The sequence below is a fragment of the Arthrobacter sp. 05T444 genome (assembly GCF_056395905.1).
In genome coordinates this window covers 82689-101247 of the sequence record NZ_JBFTKK010000009.1, presented here as the reverse complement: position 1 = coordinate 101247, position 18559 = coordinate 82689, and the positions used below count along the sequence as shown (strand labels likewise).

The following is an 18559-nucleotide window of genomic DNA, read 5'->3' as shown; positions in this document are numbered from 1 at the left end:
TGCTCCGTAGAGGCACGCACCAAGCGAACCCAGCGAGGAGCCACATGCACGCGACCACCGAGAGTTTCCTGGCCACTGCCCACGACGTGCTGACCATCCGGGACCCCCGCACGGGCGACGTCGCGGGAAGGTTCCCGGCCGCCCGGCCCGAAGATGTGGCACGGGCTGTGGAGAAGGCCCGTGACGCCGGGTCCGCCTGGTCCGCCACGCCACCGGCGGAGCGGGGCAAGCTGCTGCGGGCGGCCGCCGCTGCCCTCGGCGGGGCTGCCGCGGAGTTGGCGGATATCAACGCGCGGGAGACGGGGCGCCCCGCGGAAGAGGCTCTCGCCGGGGTTGCTGCCGGAGTTTCAACCCTGGAGCAGTACGCAGAGCTTGGCCCCGTGCACCGCGGCCTCAGCCTGCGGGGCAACCTGCTCGCGGCCGACTACACAGTGGCCGAACCCCGCGGCGTGGCCGTGCTGCTGACGCCGTGGAACGATCCTGTGGCAGTGGCGTGCGGACTGATCGGCGCGGCGCTGGTCACCGGCAACACCGCGGTCCATAAGCCCAGTGAGCGCTGCCCCGGAGTGGGCGAACGGCTCGGGAAGGTGCTGGCATCCGTCTTCCCGCCTGGTGTGCTGCTGACCCTGACCGGAGGATCCGACGTCGGCGCCCTTCTCACGCAGCAGGCGACCGTTGACGTTTTTGCGCACGTCGGGTCCAGCGACACGGGCGCACTCATTGCGCGCGCTGCCGTCGCGTCCGGGGCCCACGTGATCCGGGAAAACGGCGGCAATGATCCGCTGCTCGTGGACGAAGGGGTGGATCCGGGCTGGGCGGCGGAGCAGGCCGCCATCGGAGCCTTCAGCAACAGCGGGCAGATCTGCACGTCGGTGGAGCGGATTTATGTCCACCGGGCCGTGGCGGTACAGTTCTGCGAGGCGCTAGCGGAGCAGGCCCGGAAGCGCAACCGTGCCGGCGGGATCGCACCGCTGGTGGATACGCGCCTGCGTGAGGCCGTCCATCGCCATGTTGCCGAAGCAGTGCGGCTGGGCGCCCGGGCGGCGGTGGGCGGAGCAGTTCCGGACGGTCCCGGCGCCTTTTATCCCGCCACGGTTCTGCTGGACTGCACGGACACCATGGACGTCATGGCGGAAGAAACCTTCGGCCCGGTGGCTCCGGTGCGCGTGGTGGATAGCTTCGACGAGGGCCTCGAGTTCGCCGCGGCGGGCCGCTACGGCCTGGCTGCGACGGTCCTGACGGGAAGCATCGCCCACGCCCAGCGGGCAATCGCCGTCCTTCCGGTGGGGACAGTCAAAGTCAATGAAGTGTTCGGCGGGGCTCCCGGCGGTTCCGCCCAGCCACGCGGCGAAAGCGGTCACGGCTTCGGCTACGGCCCCGAACTCATGGACGAATTTACCCGGGTCAAGGTGGTGCACATCGCTGCACCGCCGCCTCTGGCCCCGCGCTCGGCCGAGGTCTCTGCCAGCTCCGGCCCGTCCGCTGCCGGCTCCTCCGCGGCCGGCCCGTCGGCTGCCGGCTCCGCCGCCGCCGGGGAAGGCGCAGCACAATGACGGGAGGGGGAGCCGGGGGGCAGGGCATAGCCGGAGGCGGCCTGCCCCGCGAGAGCCGGCCGGACCTCTCCGAACAGCGTGGCCTGGCGGCGTGGCTTCCGCAGCGTCTGGCAGAGGAGAGCCCCGCAGTCCTGGTGGTGGGTGACCTCATACTCGACGGCTGGTGGAGCGGAAGCAGCGAGCGGATGTGCCGGGAGGCGCCGGCCCCCGTGGTGGACATCGACCGCCGCGAATTTTCCCCGGGCGGCGCCGCGAACACCGCCATGAACCTGGCGGCCCTGGGCGCCCGCGTCAGCGTGGCCGGGATCATCGGAACGGACGACGCCGGGGCGGAACTGAAACGCCAGCTGCTTGGCGCGGGCGTCGACACGAGCCACCTGACCGAACATCCGGGCATCGTCACCACCACGAAAATCCGCATCAGCAGCGGCGGCCAGGTCCTGCTGCGGTTCGACGACGCTGCCGCCAGCATTCCGGACGGCGCTTTGGCGGGGCTCGCCGCGGCGGTGCCGGCCGCCGTCGAACGCCAGGACGCCGTGGTGATCTGCGATTACGGGACAGGCGTTCTGGCAGGGCCTGTCCGCGCCCGGCTCATAGAATGCCTCTCGCGGCGGGAACCGGACCGGCTGGTGGTGGTGGACGCGCACGACCCGCGCCCGTGGGCGGCGCTGCAACCGGACCTCGCCACGCCCAACGCGCAGGAGGCCGCAAGGCTGCTGGACCGCCGACTCACCGGCGGGCCGGAGCGCGCTGCCGTCGTCACGGAGCACGGGCAACAGCTGCTGCAGGCCACGGGGGCGCGGGCCGTGGTGGTCACGCTCGACCGCGACGGCACCGTCCTGATCCCGTCCGCCGGCAATCCCCACCGGACCTGGGCCCGGCCCGCTACCGAGAAGCAGGCGTCCGGGGCGGGCGACACGTTCGTGGCCGCGCTGACGCTGGCGCGGGCTGCCTCGCTCCCGCTGACGGCCAGCCTGGATCTGGCGCAGGCGGCCGCCGACGTTGTGGTCCATCACCCGGGGACGTCCGTGTGCGGCACGCACGAGTTGGGGCGCTACCTCGAGAGCTTCGCTGACACCGCCCTGACGGCAGATGAGCTGGAACGGCACATCCGTGCCCACCGCAGCGACGGCCAGCGGGTGGTCCTGACCAACGGCTGCTTCGACGTCCTGCACAGCGGGCACACCCGGTACCTGAACCAGGCCAAGCAGCTGGGGGACATCCTGATAGTGGCGCTCAACAGCGATGACTCCGTGCGCAAGCTCAAGGGCCCAGGCCGTCCCATCAACAGCGTGGCGGACCGGGCGGCCGTTATTGCGGCTCTGAGCTGCGTGGACTATGTCACGGTCTTCGATACCCCCACGCCCATTCCGCTGATCGAGCAGCTGCATCCGGAGATCTACGCCAAGGGCGGCGACTACACACCCGAAATGCTGGCCGAGACCGAGGGCGTGGAAGCCTACGGCGGGCGGGTATGCATCCTGGACTATGTGGCCGAGCGTTCAACCACGGCCATGGTCCAGCGCATCCGCGACGGCGAGGGTGCTGCGGTTTCGGAAGCCTAGCCTTCGCTGGTCGAGCCTGACGAGATCGAGGTTTCGACTGGCTCAACCGGCGGCACGGAGGTCAACTAGGCTTGCATCATGACGGAAGCGGCGGACAACTGATGGCACGGCGCGGCAAATCAGGCGGCAAATTCGGTGGCGGCACGGCTGACACAGCGGTGCGTGGAGTGGTGGAGCTGGCCAAGGGCGCCCGACCGGACGGTCCCGTCGAGGGCGTCTATTACATCGACACCGGGGACTGCGAGCTGATTGCGGACCAGGACAATTCGACGGGCTGGCTGCTGCGGATCAACGGCGTCATGAGTTCGCATATCGACCTCGCCGATCCGTTGTTTCTGGACTTCGAATACATGCGCTGGATGGCCGCCCTCATCGAATCTCGCTGGCCCCCGGAATCCCGGCCCAAATTGCGAGGTCTCCACCTCGGCGGCGGAGCGTGTTCCCTGGCCCGCTACTTCCACGCCGCCTACCCCGACGCCCGCCAGGTTGTAGTGGAGCTGGACGGGAAGCTGGCCGACTACGTCCGCGGCTGGTTTGACCTCCCCAAGGCTCCGCTGCTGAGGCTGCGTGTGGGCGAGGCACGCGCCGTGACCGAAACGCTCACCCCGCAGACCCGTGACTTCATCATCCGGGACGTCTTCGCCGGTGCGCTGACGCCGCGTCCGCTGACTACGAGCGAGTTCAACGGCCATGCCAGGCGCGTGCTGGCACCGGGCGGCATCTACGTGGTGAATTCGGGCGATGCCCCTGACCTGAAGAATGCACGCCAAGACGCCGCCACCATCGCGGCTGCCTTTGAGCACACCGTGATCATTGCTGATCCCGCCATGCTGAAGGGCCGCCGCTACGGAAACATGGTGATGGCCGGCAGCGACCTGCCGTTCGACGATGACCCCCGGCTGGCACGCCGGCTCCTGGGCGGCGCGGTGCCCGCCCACATCTGGAACGACGACAAGGTGCGCGCCTTCGCCGCGGGGGCGCCGGTCCGGCACGACCCAGCAGCCCCAACGGTTGCTCCGTAACTGCCGTTTTTTGCCTGAAAGTGCCGTTACGGAGCGATCAGCGAGTTCCGCCGCGTCCCAGCAGCGACTCCCGGTGGTCCGTCACCTCTTCGCGCAATGCCTGGACCACGGCCGCGACAGCCGGTCGCCGCATGGAGTCCGGCCGCAGCACCATCCAGTAGGGGAGCCGTTCGGCGAAGTGCTGGGGGAGCAGGCGCACGAGATCGGCATGCCTGTCGCCCATGAAGCAGGGCAGGAAGCCGATGCCCGCTCCTGCCCGGGTTGCCTCAACGTGTACAAACACGTTGGTGGAGCTGACCCCGTCCCGCATCGCCGGCACCAGGCGCCGCGGAGCGTCGAGATCGTCCACCTGCAGCATGGAGTCCACGAAGTACACCAGCGGATGCGTGGTCAGGGCTTCCACGGAGTCCGGAGTTCCGTTCTGCTCCAGGTATGAGCGGGAGGCGTACATGCCCAGCACGTATTCACCCAGACGGAACGCTTCGGCCCGGTGCACCTGCGGTTCGCCCACCACCACCTCGATGTCGAGCCCGGAGCGCTGCTGCAGCGCCCGCCTCGTGACGGTGACGATCTCGACGCTGAGGCCGGGGTGGTCCCGCCGCAGTCTGGCCACCGCCGGGGCGGCGATGTAGGCGCTGAAGCCGTCCGTCGCGGTCATGCGCACGACGCCGGTCACCGGGTCGGGCGGCCGGCCCGAAGGTCCCAGCGCACGCACCGCGGTTTCGACCTGTTCCGCAACCATGACAGCCTGCGCACCGAGTTCGGTCAGCTCCCAGCCGCCTGCCGCCCGCGAGAGGACGCGCCCGCCGAGCGCTTTCTCCAAGGCCGCAATCCTGCGCGAAACGGTGGTGTGGTTCAGTCCCAAGGCCTGTGCCGCCGTCGTGAATTTCGCCGAGCGGGACACCGCGAGCAGCACCAGCAGATCATCCGGATTGGCTTCCATATCTGCAATTTTGCACGAAACGCGTGCTGGATTGGCTATTGAACCCGGAACTTTCTGCAGCAATACTCAGGTGGACCGAAAGTGCCGTGATTCTTGGCACGTGTCAGCGTTGACACTGTGAGGAGCAGACCATGAACGCAAAGAACATTAGCGGTCGGAAGGCCGTGGTGACCGGCGGTGCCAGCGGCATCGGTGCAGCGTGTGCGCGGGAGCTTGCCGCACGGGGAGCCAACGTAGTGGTGGCTGACGTGGATGAAGCCGGCGCAGCGGCCCTCGCCGACCAGCTGGGCGGCACGGCATGGGCTGTGGACCTCCTGGATGTGGACGCCCTCGCGGCGCTGAGCCTCGACTGCGACATCCTGGTGAACAACGCCGGCATCCAGCAAATCAGCCCCATCGAGGACTTCGAGCCCGAAGCCTTCCGCCGGATCCTCAGGCTCATGCTTGAAGCACCGTTCCTGCTCGTCAGGGCGGCCCTGCCGCACATGTACGCCAACGGCTTTGGCCGCATCATCAACGTGTCATCCGTGCACGGAATCCGGGCCTCACCCTTCAAGAGCGCTTACGTCTCCGCCAAGCACGGCCTGGAAGGGCTGAGCAAAGTGACGGCGCTGGAGGGCGGCGAGCACGGAGTCACGTCCAACTGCATCAATCCCGGGTATGTCCGCACGCCCCTCGTCGAAAAGCAGATCGCGGACCAGGCCAAGGTCCACGGCATCCCGGAGTCGGAAGTCCTCGCCAAGGTCATGCTGACCGAGTCCGCGGTAAAGCGGCTCGTGGAGCCGGAGGAAGTCGCCTCGCTCGTGGCCTGGCTGGCCTCCGACGACGCCGGCATGGTCACCGGCGCAAGCTACACCATGGACGGCGGCTGGTCGGCACGGTAAAAACCGGGCCGTTAGGCTGGGACCATGCGCAAGGATTTCAGTCCCGCCGGGATGCCGTCCGCCGAGTTCTACCGGCTCCTGACGGCCGTTGTTGTTCCCCGCCCCATCGCCTGGGTATCCAGCACGTCCGCCGAGGGGGTGGACAATCTTGCTCCGCATTCCTTTTTCACCGTCGCGTCGGTGACCCCGCCGATCATCCAGTTCACCTCGGTGGGCAGGAAGGACTCACTGCGGAACATCTCGGCGCGGGGTGAGTTCGTGGTGAACCTTGCGCCGGCTGATTTCATGGCCGAGGTCAACGCGACCGGCACCAACTTCCCGCCGGAAGTCAGCGAGTTCGACGCCGCCGGCGTGACCCGGGAGCCTGGCCTGACGGTCGGTGTGCCGCGGGTGGCGGAGTCCCCCGTGGCCCTCGAGTGCCGGCTGCATTCGACGCTCGCGATGGGCGACTGCGTCCTGGTGTTCGGCGAGGTCACCCATGCCGCCATCTCCGCGGACGTCCTGGAGGGCGACCATCCCCGGATCGATCTCCTCGGACCGCTTGCGCGGCTCGGGCGCGATGAATGGGGGCACCTCGGGCCGGTCCAGGAGCTGGGCCGGATCCGCAGGTCTGACTGGCCTGGGGACTTTCAACGCCGGGACTCTTAACGCCGGGACTCTTAACGCCGGGACTTGCGACGCCGGGATGTACCGGACGCCTGACGCCCGCCTGCCGTGCGGGCCGCCGTCGGGCTTTCAAAGCGAGTGGGCCCGCCATCCGATTCCGGATGACGGGCCCACTCGGTGCCTCTGCAGGCGGTCCTACTTCACGAACTCGTTCGTGTAGGTTTCCTCCAGCTTGATGTCCTTGTTTCCGACTTCCGGGTTGGCCACCTGCTGGGTCTTCAGCACGGCCTGGACGCCATTCTCGGTGAAGGCGCCGTCCTTGCTGAGCGTCTTCTTCAGGTCCTCGATCACCTTGGCATAGAGGGCCTTGTCGCCACCGGCGAATTTCTCGGGCATCTTTGCGGCGATCTCCTCGCCGGAATGCCCGTCGATGAATTCCAGGGTCCGTTTGATGGCCTTGGCGAGCTTGCCGGCCGTCTCCTTGTTCGCGTCCAGCCAGTCGGTCTTGGCGTAGAGGCTGGAGGACGGCCACGCATCAGTCTCAAAGACTTCCTTGAGTCCGTCGGCCGTGCGGACGTCCTCCAGGATCACGGGGTCGTGGCCGATCCGCTTGGTCAACACGGACACGTCCGGCTCGAGCATGACGGCCGCATCGACCTGGCCCTGCTCCACGGCCGCGACCGCCGATGAACCGGCGCCGATGGCGGACACCGCCGCATCCGTCTTCTGCAACCCGTTCTTGGCGAGGAGGTACTTGATGAACATGTCCGTGGACGACCCGGGCGAGGTCACACCCACGTTCTTGCCCTTGAGATCGGCAAGGGTCTTGATCTTGCCTTCGTTCTTCGGTGCGACCAGCAGTGCCAGCCCGGAGGACCTGCCCATGTCCACGAACGCCTTGATCTTCTGGTTCTTGGCCTGCATCTGGATCGTGTGCTCGTAGTATCCGCTGGTCACGTTGGTGCTGCCGCCAATCATGGCCGTCAGCGCCTTCGAGCCGCCCTGCAGGTCCTGGAGCTCGACGTTCACGCCTTCCTCCTGGTAGTAGCCGAGCTCCTGCGCGAGCGTCGTGGGGAGGTACGTCAGGAGCGTCTGGCCACCGATGCCGATGGTCACCTTGGAACTGCCGGCACCACCGGCCGCCGCGCTGCCAGACTGACCCGGCGGCGCCGCGGCCGGAGCGCCGCAGGCAGACAGGGCCAGGGCAACGGAGGCGATGAGGGTAAGCGGCCGGATGAGGCCGCGGCGCCTTTGCCGGTTTTCGTTCTGTGTCATCGGGGGTCCCTTCAAGGCAGTGATAGTGGATTGGTTTCGGCGCCGAGACTCCGGACGCCTCTTAGCGGCTGAGGACGATTGGACGGTCCAGGACGGCTGGGCTGTCCAGGAAGACTGCACTGTCTACGAAGACTGCACTGTCTACGAAGACTGCACTGTCTAGGAAGACTGCACGGGGCGCCAGCGGAGCAGATGCCGCTCCAGTCGGTTGACGAGAAGGTCGATAATGAGGACCACGATCATCAGGATGAACATCCCGGCAAAGACGCCCTTGGTGTCGAAGACGCCCTGTGCCTGGGCGATCGCGTAGCCAACACCGGCAGACGCTCCGAGGTATTCGCCCACCACGGCGCCCGTTATGGCAAAGCCCACGCTGATGTGCAGGCTGGAGAAAATCCAGGTCAGGGCGCTGGGGATGAAAACGTGCCGGAGGAGCTGCTTCTCGGATGCCCCCAGCATCCGTGCATTGTCCACCAGTACCCGGTCAACGCTCTTGACGCCCTCAAGGGTGTTGAAGAAGACGATGAAGAACACGAGCGTGAAGCCGAACGCGACCTTGGACCAGATTCCCAGGCCGAACCAGAGCAGGAAGATCGGGGCCAGCACCACGCGGGGGAGGGCATTGAACATCTGCAGGAACGGGTCCAGCAGACGCTCGAGGAAACGCACACGGGCAAGGACGAAGCCGAGGAGAAGCCCGGCGGCGGCCCCCACGAGGAAGGCGAGGATGGCTTCCTGCATGGTGATCCACAGATGCGGGAAGACGAATCCTGAGGACACCCAGACCCAGACGGTCTGGAAGATATCCGACGGAAGCGGGAAGAAGAACTCGTCCACGATCCCGGCCCGCACGGACAGCTCCCAGGCGCCGAGGACCGCGAGGGTGAGGAGGAGTTGCGTGCTTCGCATCGCCAGCGGGGACATCTCGGTCCTGCGGGCACGCCGGCGTGTGCCGCCGTCCAACGCCGCCGAAAGGCCGTTTTTCTTTGATCCCACGAGAGTCACGCGACTTCGCCCTCTTCCGCCATTGCCGTTTCGTACGTCTTTGAGACTTCGATCTTCAACCTGCCCCAGATCTCGCGGTGCAGGGCAACGAACTGCGGGTCATCACGGATGTCGAGCAGGTCGCGGGGGCGCGGGATGTCGATTTCGTAGCTTCCCACCACGGTGCTTCCGGGACCCGCCCCGAGGATCACCACTTCATCGGAAAGGGCGATGGCTTCGTCCAGGTCGTGTGTGATGAAGACGACCGCCTTGCCAGATTCCTGCCACAGCTGAAGGAGTTCGTTCTCCATGATCTGGCGGGTCTGCACGTCGAGTGCTGAAAATGGTTCGTCCATGAGCAGGACATCCGGGTTGACGATCCAGGCCTGCGCGATGGCTGTGCGCTTGCGCATGCCGCCGCTGAGCTGGTGCGGATAGCGGTCCGCGAAATTCTTGAGGCCAACCTTCTCGAGCCAGCGCCGTGCCTCCGAATGGGCTTCCGCCTTCGGCACGCCGGCCATCGTCAGGCCGAGGCTCACGTTGTCGAGCACCGTCTTCCATGGCAGGAGGGGGTCCTGCTGGAACATGTACGAGGCCCGTCGGTTCACCCCGCTCACGGGTTCCCCAAAGCTCTTCACGTCGCCAGTGCTCGGGTTCAGCAGCCCCGCCGCCATGTTGAGGATGGTGGACTTGCCGGAACCGGTGGGACCGACAATCGAGACAAACCTGCCGGGCTCGACTTTAAGGTTGATGTCGCGGACGGCGAAGTAGGTCTCACCCCCGGGCGTGGGGAACTGTTTGGTGCACCCAGTGAGTTCCACCGCGTACGTTGACGTGTCTGCCTGTGCAGCTGGCATCATTGCACTCTTTCCGGCCGGGGGTGGCCGATTGTTATCGCTGCTGATTCTTACTCGGTCGGACATTTTGTGCGTCGACTCCAGCCCCGCTGCGTCGGCTCTGACGAGCTGGGCCTGGATTGCCACATCGTGGGTTCACCATCATGATGTGGACCTGATGCTAGCAGTAACCCGGGTCACACTCAACGGCCGGCGGGAGTTTGATGGCCAAGCGGACCAATGGGCCAGCGCCTGAACCGCGGGCTCATACACTTTGTCCATGAGCCCCAACGAATCATCGGCGACGCCTTTGCTGGTACTCCGGAAGATCACGTCCATCCTGGACGCTTTTTCCCTCGCCCAGCCAGAGCTGTCCTTGGCGGAGATCCGGGCCGCGACCGGAGTGCCCCACTCAACCGTCCAGCGCCTCGTGGCGAACATGGTGCAGGAGGGCATCCTGGACCGGCACGGGGACAGATTCCGCGTGGGGGTCCGGATGGCCCACTGGGCCGCCCCGGCCACCCAGGGTCTGGACTTCCTTGAACTGCTGACGCCCGTGCTGCGGAGATTGCGTGATGAGCTCGGTGAGACTGCCTGCGTTTTCCGGGAGTCGCAGGGAAAGCGGGTATGCATAGCGCTGGCGGAGACGCGGCGAATGCTCAGGAGGGTGGTGCAGGTGGGCGAAATCATGCCGCTGCATGTGGGTGCCGCAGGGCGCGTCCTCCTGGCGTGGAACCCGGACGTGGCCGATCAGGTCTACCGCTCCGGGCTCCGCTCGCTGACGGACCAGACCATCACTGACGCCGCCAACCTCGAGGCAGCAGTCGCCAGGACCAAGGCTGACGGGTTCGCCATCACCACCGGCGAGCGCGTCTCTGGCGCGAGCGGAATCTCGGCCCCGGTCTTTGGGCCACAGGCCGAACTGTATGGGGCGCTCACCGTCATGGGTCCCGCCTTGAGGATGCCGTACGACGTCTGCGCCTCCTGGGTTGAGCCCGTTCTTGCCGCGGCGGAAGAGTCGACGCGGGTTATCGGGGGAACAATTCCACGGGAAGGGCTATCCACATCGTGGATTTAGGTCCACAATATGAAATAGTCTGGCGCCCGAGGAGAACTGCTCAATAGGCTCCCTGCTAACCGAATCTGTGACGCCTGCCACGGATTTTTGCCGACGCCGGCAGAACAGGAGTCCCCAATGGTGAACGCTTCCGAGACCGGCACGCGAGGCGACGAGCCCGGCACCGCCACCGAGCCCGCCATGCGGCACGCCCCCGGGCCCCTGGCCGGCGTGCGTGTCCTTGAACTCGGGTCCCTGATTGCGGGTCCCTTCGCAGGCCGTCAACTTGCCGACTTCGGTGCGGAAGTCATCAAGATCGAATCGCCCGACAGGCCGGACCCGATGCGGGAATGGGGCAGGGCCCGGGTTCATGGGCACACGCTCTGGTGGTCCGTGCAGTCCCGCGGGAAGAAGTGCGTGACGCTCGATTTGAAATCGCCGCGCGGACGCGAGCTTTTCCTGGAACTCTGCCAGGAAGCTGACGTGATCCTGGAGAACTTCCGTCCCGGCACGCTTGAGAAGCTGGGCCTTGCCCCCGAGGAACTCTGGAAGGTAAATCCCGGGCTCATCATTGCCAGGGTGTCCGGCTATGGCCAGACGGGACCGGATGCGCAAAAGCCAGGGTACGCCTCCGTGGCCGAGGCCCGGGGAGGGCTGCGTTACCTCAACGGCTATCCGGACCAGGCACCTCCCCGCACCGGCATCTCGCTCGGGGACAGCCTGGCGTCGCTCTATGCCCTGCAGGGCATTTTGCTGGCCCTGTACTGGCGGGACGCGCGGGGAGGAACGGGCCAGGTGGTGGACGTGTCCCTCGTGGAAGCATGCTTTTCACTCCTGGAAAGCGCCGTGCCCGATTACGCGGCAACCGGCGTCGTCCCGGGACCCAGCGGCTCGGGGCTGAAGGGGATCGCGCCGTCGAACATCTTCCGTTCCAGTGACGGCAAGTGGGTGGTGATTGCCGCAAACCAGGACTCGGTCTTCGTGCGGCTTGCTGCCGCCATGGGACGCCCCGAACTGACGTCGGACCCGCGCTACAGCAACCACGCGGCGCGGGGCGCGCACCAGGAAGAGCTGGAATCCCTGATTGCCGAATGGGCGGCCGGCTACAGCCATGACGGGCTGACCTCGCTCCTGGACCGGCACTCCGTACCGAACAGCCCGGTCAGCAGCATCGAGGACATCTTCGAGGATCCCCAGCTTCGCGCCAGGGGAATGCTGGTGGACGTGCCGGACGAACAGCTGGGTACCGTGGTCCAGCCCGGGATCATTCCCAGGCTGACGCGGAGCACGGGGCAGATCGGCTGGAGCGGCCCGCTGACGCCGGGCTCCCACAACCGGGACATCTACGAGGGGCTCCTCGGGCTCTCCGACAAGGAACTGCAGGACGCCAAAGACGAAGGTGCCATCTGATGAACGATGTACAGGCCGCACGGGCCGTTTCCATTGTGGACGTCAGTCCCCGGGACGGACTTCAGAACGAGAAGGTGCCCGTCAGCACCGACGACAAGCTGCGGCTCATCAACGAGCTCATCTCCCTGGGTGCCCGCCGGATTGAGGCCGTCAGCTTCGTAAACCCAAGGAAAGTCCCGCAGATGGCGGACGCGGATGCGGTCATGGCGGGCGTGCCCCGGGATACCGGTGCGAGCTTCATCGGGCTGGTCCTGAACACCAGGGGTGCCGTCCGTGCCGTTGACGCGGGCGTGGACGAGATGAACTACGTACTGCCGGTGACGGACGCCTTCGCCGCCGCAAACCAGAACACCACCGTGGCCGCGGCCCTCGACTCCCTGGAGGAAGTTTCCTCGATCGCTGCCGCGGCTTCGATTCCGCTCACAGTGACGGCCGCCGTCGCATTTGGCTGCCCCTATCAGGGCGACGTGTCCCAGGAGCAGACCCTCTCGGTGGTCCGCAGCGCACTGCAGCGCGCGATGCTGGCTGAGGTTGCGCTCGCAGACACCATTGGCTGCGCCGTCCCGTGGCAGGTCGGCGAGGTGTTTGCCGGGCTGCGCTCGGAAACCGACGTGCGGCTGCGGGCGCATCTGCACGAGACGCGCCACACCGCCCTGGCCAATACGTACGCGGCGATGGCGGCCGGCGTCGGGGTGTTCGACAGCGCGGTAGGAGGCCTGGGCGGCTGCCCCTTTGCCCCCGGTGCCGCCGGCAACGTCTCCACCGAGGACTTGGCGTGGATGCTGGGGCGTGCCGGGTTCGAAACGTCCATTGATCCGGTGCGCGCCACGGAACTCGGCCGCTGGATCTGCGCCAAAGTGGGGACGGCGCCCCGCTCCGGGCTAGCGGGCGCGGGGGTCTTTCCGAAGGCTGCCTGAGCCCGCTAATCAGCAGGTCTGCTAATCTGCCGGTGCGCCGGACTGCCGGATGTAGTCCTCCACGATCGATTCCGGGATGCGGTAGGACTTCCCGAAGCGGACGGAGGCCAGCGTCCGGGACTTGACCAGCCGGTAGACGGTCATCTTCGACACCCGCATCGCCGCGGCGACTTCTGCGATGGTCAGGTAGGCGGTGGGTAAGTTTGCAATGGACATGGAAAACGCACTCCTTTGTAGGGCCGGGACGGGACGCTGTCGGCTACTCCGGCCGCCTCAGCTGCCGGTAATCGTAGAAGTACACGCGCCCGGAGGACCTCAACCCCACGGAATTGCCGTTCCTCAGCTCCACGATGCCTTCCCGCCGGCCGTTGAATGGGTCATCGCCCACCACTGCGTCGCCGATCTTGTAGGGGATGGCCGCCGTCCGTGCGCGGCTCAGTGTTTTACTCAGGAAACCGGACAGCCGTCCGGCTCGGATGGAGGTAGCCGGGGCTTCGGCGGTGAACTGGGTCATCGGAACCACTCCTTCGCAGTGTGACCATTCGTCGATTCACTGGCGGTGCGGATCCGGTAGCGATTGTCGGAGAGTTCTCCAAGCCGGGGTGCACCGTGGGAACAACACTAGACAGCGCACCCAAGAGGCACACGAGTAGCAACTACCCCAATTTTCCCAGCGGCAACACTTGGTCTCATGGGTACTACCTGCCTGTGGAGGCAATTGCGCCGGAACGGCGTGGGATGCTCCGCTGAGCGCCGTCTGGCATTCCAGACACCTTGGCGCCTCAGCCTGATACCTATAACCGGCGGAAGGTGCACGATTAAGTACGGTATCCCGGACTCGACTTCATTCCGGAACCTGAACGACGGAGGAAAAATGACAGCGGTCGTACCCCTGCAAAGGGAAGCAGCGGCTCCGGTAAAGGCGGCGAAGGCGGCGTCGAAAGTCCCGGCGGCAGAAAATACGCTTCGCATTCTCAAACTGCTGGCCTCCAAACGCGGGCCGATGGCGGCGTCGAACATTGCCACCGCCCTGGGACTGCCGCGTTCCAGCGTCTATCACCTCCTCGGCGTGATGGAGGCGAACGGCTTCGTCCTGCACCTCCACGAGGAGCAGCGCTACGGCCTCGGCATCAGCGCCTTCGAGCTCAGTTCCGCGTATTCGCGGCAGGAACCGCTGTCCCGGTTGGGGCGGCCGGTGCTGGCCTCGCTCGTGGACGCGATCGGCGAAAGCGCGCACCTCGCGGTCCTGCACGGGCGCGACGTCCTGTACATCGTGGAGGAGCGGGCCAAGAACCGGCCGTCGCTGGTGACCGACGTCGGCGTCCGGCTTCCGAGCCATCTCACCGCCAGCGGCCGTGCCATCCTTGCTGCGCTGCCGAAGTCCCAGGTGCGGGCGCTCTATCCGAACGCTGCCGCGTTCAGCGCCCGGCACGAGGTGGAGGGCGCCATCATGAAATACTCGGCGCTGTCCTCGCATCTTGACCAGGTCCGCCAGCGCGGTTATGCCACGGAACATGGTGAAGTCACGCCGGGCTTCGGCTCCATCGCCGCCGCCGTCACGGATCACCTGGGATGGCCGACGGCGGCAGTCGCCGTCACGTTCCTCGAGGACAAACTGCCGGCGGACCAGTGGCCGGCGCTCGCCGCCCGGGTGCAGAGGGTGGCCAACGAGCTGTCGGTCCGGATCCACGGCCGCCCGGCGCAGTAGTCCGGCGCCGGGCGGGCGGCGGCCGGGCGCCTGTGCGTTGCCCGGCGGAACGTTTTACCGCCGGGCGTGTGTGGAGGATGCGCTGGCCGCGTCCACCACGGGTAGGGACGCGGTCTCATCCACGAGCTCCGCGCGGGCCAGGCCATGGCCGCGGACCCACAAGCGGTAGGCCAGCAACAGCAGGCCCAGCCAGACGGCGCCCACGTAGAGCGCCACCCTGGTGTCTTCGAAAACTCCCAGGACGGCGATCACGACGGCCATGAAGCCGATGGTCAGGACCGACGCCGCCGGCCACCAGGGGGAAGGGAATTCCGATGCCGGGAGGCCGCTGCGGGCGATCTCGCGCTTCATCGCAACATGGGAGGCGAGGATCATCACCCAGACCCACACTGTGGCGAAGGTGGCGATCGAGGCGATCAGCACAAAGACGTCCTCCGGAATGACGGCGTTCAGGACCACGCCCACCAGCAGAATGCCGGTCATCATCACCACCGTCATCCACGGCACCCCGTGGCGGGACACCTTCGCGAAGCTCTGTGGGGCGTGGCCCTGGCGCGCCAGGCCGAACAGGATGCGCCCGGCCCCGAAGATGTCACTGTTGATCGCGGACAGCGCCGCCGTGATCACCACTGCGTTAAGAATGTGCGGTGCGGCCGGAATGCCCAGCCCGCTGAAGATCTGTACAAACGGGCTGCCGCCGCTGCCGATTTCGTTCCACGGGAACAGGCTCATCAGCACACCCAGGGTCAGCACATAAAACAGGAGCACGCGGACGGGTACGGTGTTGACGGCCTTCGGGATCACCTTTTTGGGGTCGGCCGCCTCACCGGCGGTGATGCCGATCGTTTCGATCCCGCCGAAGGCGAACATCACGACGGCGAACGAGGCAAGGAGCCCTTCGAAGCCGTTGGGGAAAAGGCCGCCGTGTCCGACGAGGTTGCCCAGCCCGGGAGCCACCGTGGACCCTCCGGTGTGGAAGCCAAAGACAATGATGGCGGCGCCGCCGGCGATCATGCCGATGATGGCCGCAACCTTGATCAGGGAGAACCAGAACTCCAACTCGCCGAAAACCTTGACGCTCAGCAGGTTCAGTGCGGCCAGGAAGAAGATGATGGCCAGGACCCAGATCCAGCGTTCAACCTCCGGGAACCAGAAGCCCATGTAGATGCTGAATGCCGTGACATCAGCAATGGCCACGATCGCCATCTCGAAGACGTAGGTCCAGCCGGTCACGAAACCGGCGAACGGGCCCAGGTACCGGCTGGCGTACTGGCCGAAGGAGCCGGAAACGGGATGCCGCACGGCCATTTCACCGAGGGCGCGCATCACCATGAAGACCGCCGCGCCGCCGATCATGTAGGCCAGCAGCACGGCCGGACCGGCCTTTTGGATGGCGGAAGCGGAGCCGTAGAACAGTCCCGTGCCGATTGCCGACCCCAGGGCCATAAAGCGGATGTGGCGGACGTTGAGACCACGGTGCAGAACGGTTTCGACGGCGGCGCTGACTGCTGTGCCAGTGGTCCCGGCGGGTTTTCCGTCGGTTCCGTCCAGTGCCGGCTTGGTTGCTGTTGGGGCTTGTTGCATGCGAATACCTTCTCGTCATTGGGAGGGGGATCGCTATCCAGCAGACCATGTTTGGCGAAGCTGTGATGAGGCTCACGGGCAGTTCGTGTCTTCTATTTCAGACTGTCCTGCTGAGGTCGCCTGTGTCCTGACGGTCAGTGAAAGCGCCGCCAGTGCCCTGCTGTACGAGGCCTCCGTCCTGACGGCCGGCCTGCAGATGACACCATCCGCGCTGCAGGCGGGCAGCATTTCATGGCAGCATGCCCGGATCGTGGCGGACGAAACCATGGACCTCGGCACGGCGTGGGACTCACGGGATTGTTTCAGCGACAACGTGTACCTACCTTCCTGCCATGGTTTTTGATGAGCGGCCTTGTCTGGAATACCGGACAGGTGCGCTCTGAAACCCCTGTTTACGCCGCCGGGGAGGGGCTTTAGTAGATACAGAAGCACTCCGCTCTCCCAAAACAGCAACACGAAGGAGCCACCATGGCACCCGCCGATTTCACCACCGGTGCCCGCCCGGTCAAAGCAGCCCGCGGCACCGAGCTCACCGCCAAGTCCTGGCAGACGGAAGCCCCCCTGCGCATGCTCATGAACAACCTGGACCCGGAAGTCGCCGAGCGCCCGGATGACCTTGTGGTCTACGGCGGCACCGGCCGGGCGGTCCGGTCCTGGGCCGCGTTCGATGCCATCACCCGCACCCTGGAGACCATGGAGAAGGACGAGACCCTGCTGGTCCAGTCCGGCAAGCCGGTCGGCGTCTTCCGCACCAACGAGTGGGCGCCGCGCGTGCTCCTGGCCAACTCCAACCTCGTGGGCGACTGGGCGAACTGGCCCGAGTTCCGCCGGCTCGAGGCCGAGGGCCTGATGATGTACGGCCAGATGACCGCCGGCTCATGGATCTACATCGGCACCCAGGGCATCCTGCAGGGCACCTTCGAAACCTTCGCGGCCATCGCCCGCAAGCTCACCGGCGATGAGAACGGCACACTCGCCGGCACCCTGACGCTCACCGGCGGCTGCGGCGGCATGGGCGGCGCCCAGCCCCTCGCCGTCACGCTGAACGACGGCGCCTGCCTGATTGTCGACGTCGACGAGACCCGCCTGCGCCGCCGTGCCGGCAAGCGCTACCTCGACGAAGTAGAGACTGACCTCGACGCCGCGATCGCCAAGGTCCTGGCGGCCAAGGAAGAACGCCGCGGCTGGTCCGTCGGCTACGTCGGCAACGCCGCCGAGGTCTTCCCGGAGATCCTGCGCCGCCACAACGCCGGCGAGCTCACCGTCGACATCGTCACCGACCAGACCTCCGCCCACGACCCCCTGTCCTACCTGCCCGAAGGCATCACCGTGGCCGAATGGCAGGCCGAGGCCGCCGCCGATCCTGAAGGCTTCACCAAGAAGGCCCAGGCCTCGATGGCCAGGCACGTCCAGGCCATGGTCGAATTCCAGGACGCCGGCGCCGAGGTGTTCGACTACGGCAACTCCATCCGCGACGAGGCTCGCAAGGGCGGCTATCCCCGTGCCTTCGAATTCCCCGGCTTCGTCCCGGCCTACATCCGCCCGCTGTTCTGCGAGGGTCTGGGCCCGTTCCGCTGGGTCGCCCTCTCCGGTGACCCGGAGGACATCGCCGTCACGGACAAGGCCATCAAGGAACTCTTCCCGGAGAACAAGCACCTGCACCGCTGGATCGACGCCGCCGCCGAGCGCGTCGAGTTCGAGGGCCTGCCGGCCCGCATCTGCTGGCTGGGCTACGGCGAACGCGCCAAAGCCGGCCTGCTCTTCAACCAGCTCGTCAAGGAAGGCAAGGTCAAGGCCCCCATCGTGATCGGCCGCGACCACCTCGACTCCGGCTCCGTGGCCTCCCCGTACCGCGAGACCGAGGCTATGGCCGACGGCTCCGACGCGATCGCCGACTGGCCGCTGCTCAACGCCCTGCTCAACACCGCCTCCGGCGCCACCTGGGTCTCGATCCACCACGGCGGCGGCGTCGGCATCGGCCGCTCCATCCACGCCGGCCAGGTCTCCGTCGCCGACGGCACCGACCTCGCCGCGCAGAAACTCGAACGGCTCCTCACCAACGACCCCGGCATGGGCGTCATCCGCCACGCCGACGCCGGCTACGACCGCGCCGTCGAAGTCGCCAAGGAACGCGGCGTCCGCATCCCCATGTCAGAATCCCGCTAACCCCAGCTCGCGAAAACCTCGTCGATTGCTCCGTAGGTGCCGTTTTGAG

Annotated in this window: 18 protein-coding genes; 11 read left to right on the top strand and 7 right to left on the bottom strand. The window is 66.6% G+C overall.

Going from position 1 to position 18559, the window contains the following annotated elements:
• Positions 1 to 44 precede the first annotated feature (44 nt).
• The 3 genes from AC1DD3_RS10925 to AC1DD3_RS10915 all read left to right on the top strand — a co-directional run bounded on the left by AC1DD3_RS10925 (position 45) and on the right by AC1DD3_RS10915 (position 4140).
• Entirely contained in the window at positions 45 to 1553 is a 1509-nt protein-coding gene (locus AC1DD3_RS10925; RefSeq protein ID WP_476881638.1) for an aldehyde dehydrogenase family protein, read from the top strand.
• On the top strand, positions 1550 to 3118 hold the full coding sequence (rfaE2, locus tag AC1DD3_RS10920; protein WP_230119571.1) for a D-glycero-beta-D-manno-heptose 1-phosphate adenylyltransferase: 1569 nt from the start codon (positions 1550 to 1552) through the stop codon (positions 3116 to 3118). The genes AC1DD3_RS10925 and rfaE2 overlap by 4 nt, the downstream gene beginning before the upstream one ends.
• 101 nt (positions 3119 to 3219) lie before the next feature.
• Complete coding sequence (locus tag AC1DD3_RS10915; protein WP_230119572.1) at positions 3220 to 4140, top strand: spermidine synthase; 921 nt, start codon at positions 3220 to 3222, stop codon at positions 4138 to 4140.
• 37 nt (positions 4141 to 4177) lie between these two features.
• Here the strand turns inward: AC1DD3_RS10915 and AC1DD3_RS10910 are convergent, their stop codons facing one another.
• Complete coding sequence (locus AC1DD3_RS10910) at positions 4178 to 5083, bottom strand: LysR family transcriptional regulator (protein WP_476876467.1); 906 nt, start codon at positions 5081 to 5083, stop codon at positions 4178 to 4180.
• Between the two features lie 131 nt (positions 5084 to 5214).
• On the opposite strand from AC1DD3_RS10910, the gene AC1DD3_RS10905 reads away from it, so the two are divergent.
• Both AC1DD3_RS10905 and AC1DD3_RS10900 read left to right on the top strand, forming a co-directional pair.
• Positions 5215 to 5967 carry a 3-hydroxybutyrate dehydrogenase gene (locus AC1DD3_RS10905; protein ID WP_476881637.1) on the top strand — a complete coding sequence of 251 codons (753 nt, stop codon included), beginning with the start codon at positions 5215 to 5217 and terminating at the stop codon, positions 5965 to 5967.
• 24 nt (positions 5968 to 5991) lie between these two features.
• Positions 5992 to 6615, top strand: coding sequence for a flavin reductase family protein (locus tag AC1DD3_RS10900; RefSeq protein WP_476881636.1), 624 nt, complete (start codon positions 5992 to 5994; stop codon positions 6613 to 6615).
• A 153-nt stretch (positions 6616 to 6768) separates the two neighbouring features.
• On the opposite strand, the gene AC1DD3_RS10895 is transcribed toward AC1DD3_RS10900, so the two are convergent.
• The 3 genes from AC1DD3_RS10895 to AC1DD3_RS10885 all read right to left on the bottom strand — a co-directional run bounded on the left by AC1DD3_RS10895 (position 6769) and on the right by AC1DD3_RS10885 (position 9689).
• Positions 6769 to 7848 carry an ABC transporter substrate-binding protein gene (locus AC1DD3_RS10895; protein WP_476876470.1) on the bottom strand — a complete coding sequence of 360 codons (1080 nt, stop codon included), beginning with the start codon at positions 7846 to 7848 and terminating at the stop codon, positions 6769 to 6771.
• A 159-nt stretch (positions 7849 to 8007) separates the two neighbouring features.
• Complete coding sequence (locus tag AC1DD3_RS10890; protein WP_476881635.1) at positions 8008 to 8844, bottom strand: ABC transporter permease; 837 nt, start codon at positions 8842 to 8844, stop codon at positions 8008 to 8010.
• Positions 8845 to 8849: 5 nt separating this feature from the next.
• Positions 8850 to 9689: an ABC transporter ATP-binding protein gene (locus AC1DD3_RS10885; protein ID WP_230119578.1), complete on the bottom strand. Its 840-nt coding sequence runs from the start codon at positions 9687 to 9689 to the stop codon at positions 8850 to 8852.
• A gap of 259 nt (positions 9690 to 9948) precedes the next feature.
• On the opposite strand from AC1DD3_RS10885, the gene AC1DD3_RS10880 reads away from it, so the two are divergent.
• The 3 genes from AC1DD3_RS10880 to AC1DD3_RS10870 all read left to right on the top strand — a co-directional run bounded on the left by AC1DD3_RS10880 (position 9949) and on the right by AC1DD3_RS10870 (position 13052).
• Positions 9949 to 10746: an IclR family transcriptional regulator gene (locus tag AC1DD3_RS10880; RefSeq protein WP_476881634.1), complete on the top strand. Its 798-nt coding sequence runs from the start codon at positions 9949 to 9951 to the stop codon at positions 10744 to 10746.
• 117 nt (positions 10747 to 10863) lie between these two features.
• Entirely contained in the window at positions 10864 to 12135 is a 1272-nt protein-coding gene (locus tag AC1DD3_RS10875) for a CaiB/BaiF CoA transferase family protein (RefSeq protein WP_476881633.1), read from the top strand.
• A complete protein-coding gene (locus AC1DD3_RS10870; protein WP_476881632.1) occupies positions 12135 to 13052 on the top strand; it encodes a hydroxymethylglutaryl-CoA lyase in 918 nt (305 codons plus the stop codon). The genes AC1DD3_RS10875 and AC1DD3_RS10870 overlap by 1 nt, the downstream gene beginning before the upstream one ends.
• Positions 13053 to 13073: 21 nt before the next feature.
• Here the strand turns inward: AC1DD3_RS10870 and AC1DD3_RS10865 are convergent, their stop codons facing one another.
• Together AC1DD3_RS10865 and AC1DD3_RS10860 are read right to left on the bottom strand one after the other, a co-directional pair.
• Positions 13074 to 13268 carry a helix-turn-helix domain-containing protein gene (locus tag AC1DD3_RS10865; RefSeq protein WP_230119582.1) on the bottom strand — a complete coding sequence of 65 codons (195 nt, stop codon included), beginning with the start codon at positions 13266 to 13268 and terminating at the stop codon, positions 13074 to 13076.
• A 43-nt stretch (positions 13269 to 13311) separates the two neighbouring features.
• The gene (locus tag AC1DD3_RS10860; RefSeq protein WP_230119583.1) at positions 13312 to 13566 is read right to left on the bottom strand and encodes a hypothetical protein; all 255 of its coding nucleotides are present in this window, start codon (positions 13564 to 13566) and stop codon (positions 13312 to 13314) included.
• 360 nt (positions 13567 to 13926) lie between these two features.
• Between AC1DD3_RS10860 and AC1DD3_RS10855 the strand changes: the two genes are divergently transcribed.
• Entirely contained in the window at positions 13927 to 14760 is an 834-nt protein-coding gene (locus AC1DD3_RS10855; RefSeq protein ID WP_230119584.1) for an IclR family transcriptional regulator, read from the top strand.
• A 54-nt stretch (positions 14761 to 14814) separates the two neighbouring features.
• Here the strand turns inward: AC1DD3_RS10855 and AC1DD3_RS10850 are convergent, their stop codons facing one another.
• The gene (locus AC1DD3_RS10850) at positions 14815 to 16344 is read right to left on the bottom strand and encodes an amino acid permease (protein ID WP_230119585.1); all 1530 of its coding nucleotides are present in this window, start codon (positions 16342 to 16344) and stop codon (positions 14815 to 14817) included.
• Positions 16345 to 16429: 85 nt separating this feature from the next.
• On the opposite strand from AC1DD3_RS10850, the gene AC1DD3_RS10845 reads away from it, so the two are divergent.
• Both AC1DD3_RS10845 and AC1DD3_RS10840 read left to right on the top strand, forming a co-directional pair.
• Positions 16430 to 16687, top strand: a complete 258-nt coding sequence (locus AC1DD3_RS10845) for a hypothetical protein (protein ID WP_354962161.1) — start codon at positions 16430 to 16432, stop codon at positions 16685 to 16687.
• A gap of 125 nt (positions 16688 to 16812) precedes the next feature.
• On the top strand, positions 16813 to 18510 hold the full coding sequence (locus tag AC1DD3_RS10840) for a urocanate hydratase (protein ID WP_230119586.1): 1698 nt from the start codon (positions 16813 to 16815) through the stop codon (positions 18508 to 18510).
• Positions 18511 to 18559: the final 49 nt, after the last annotated feature.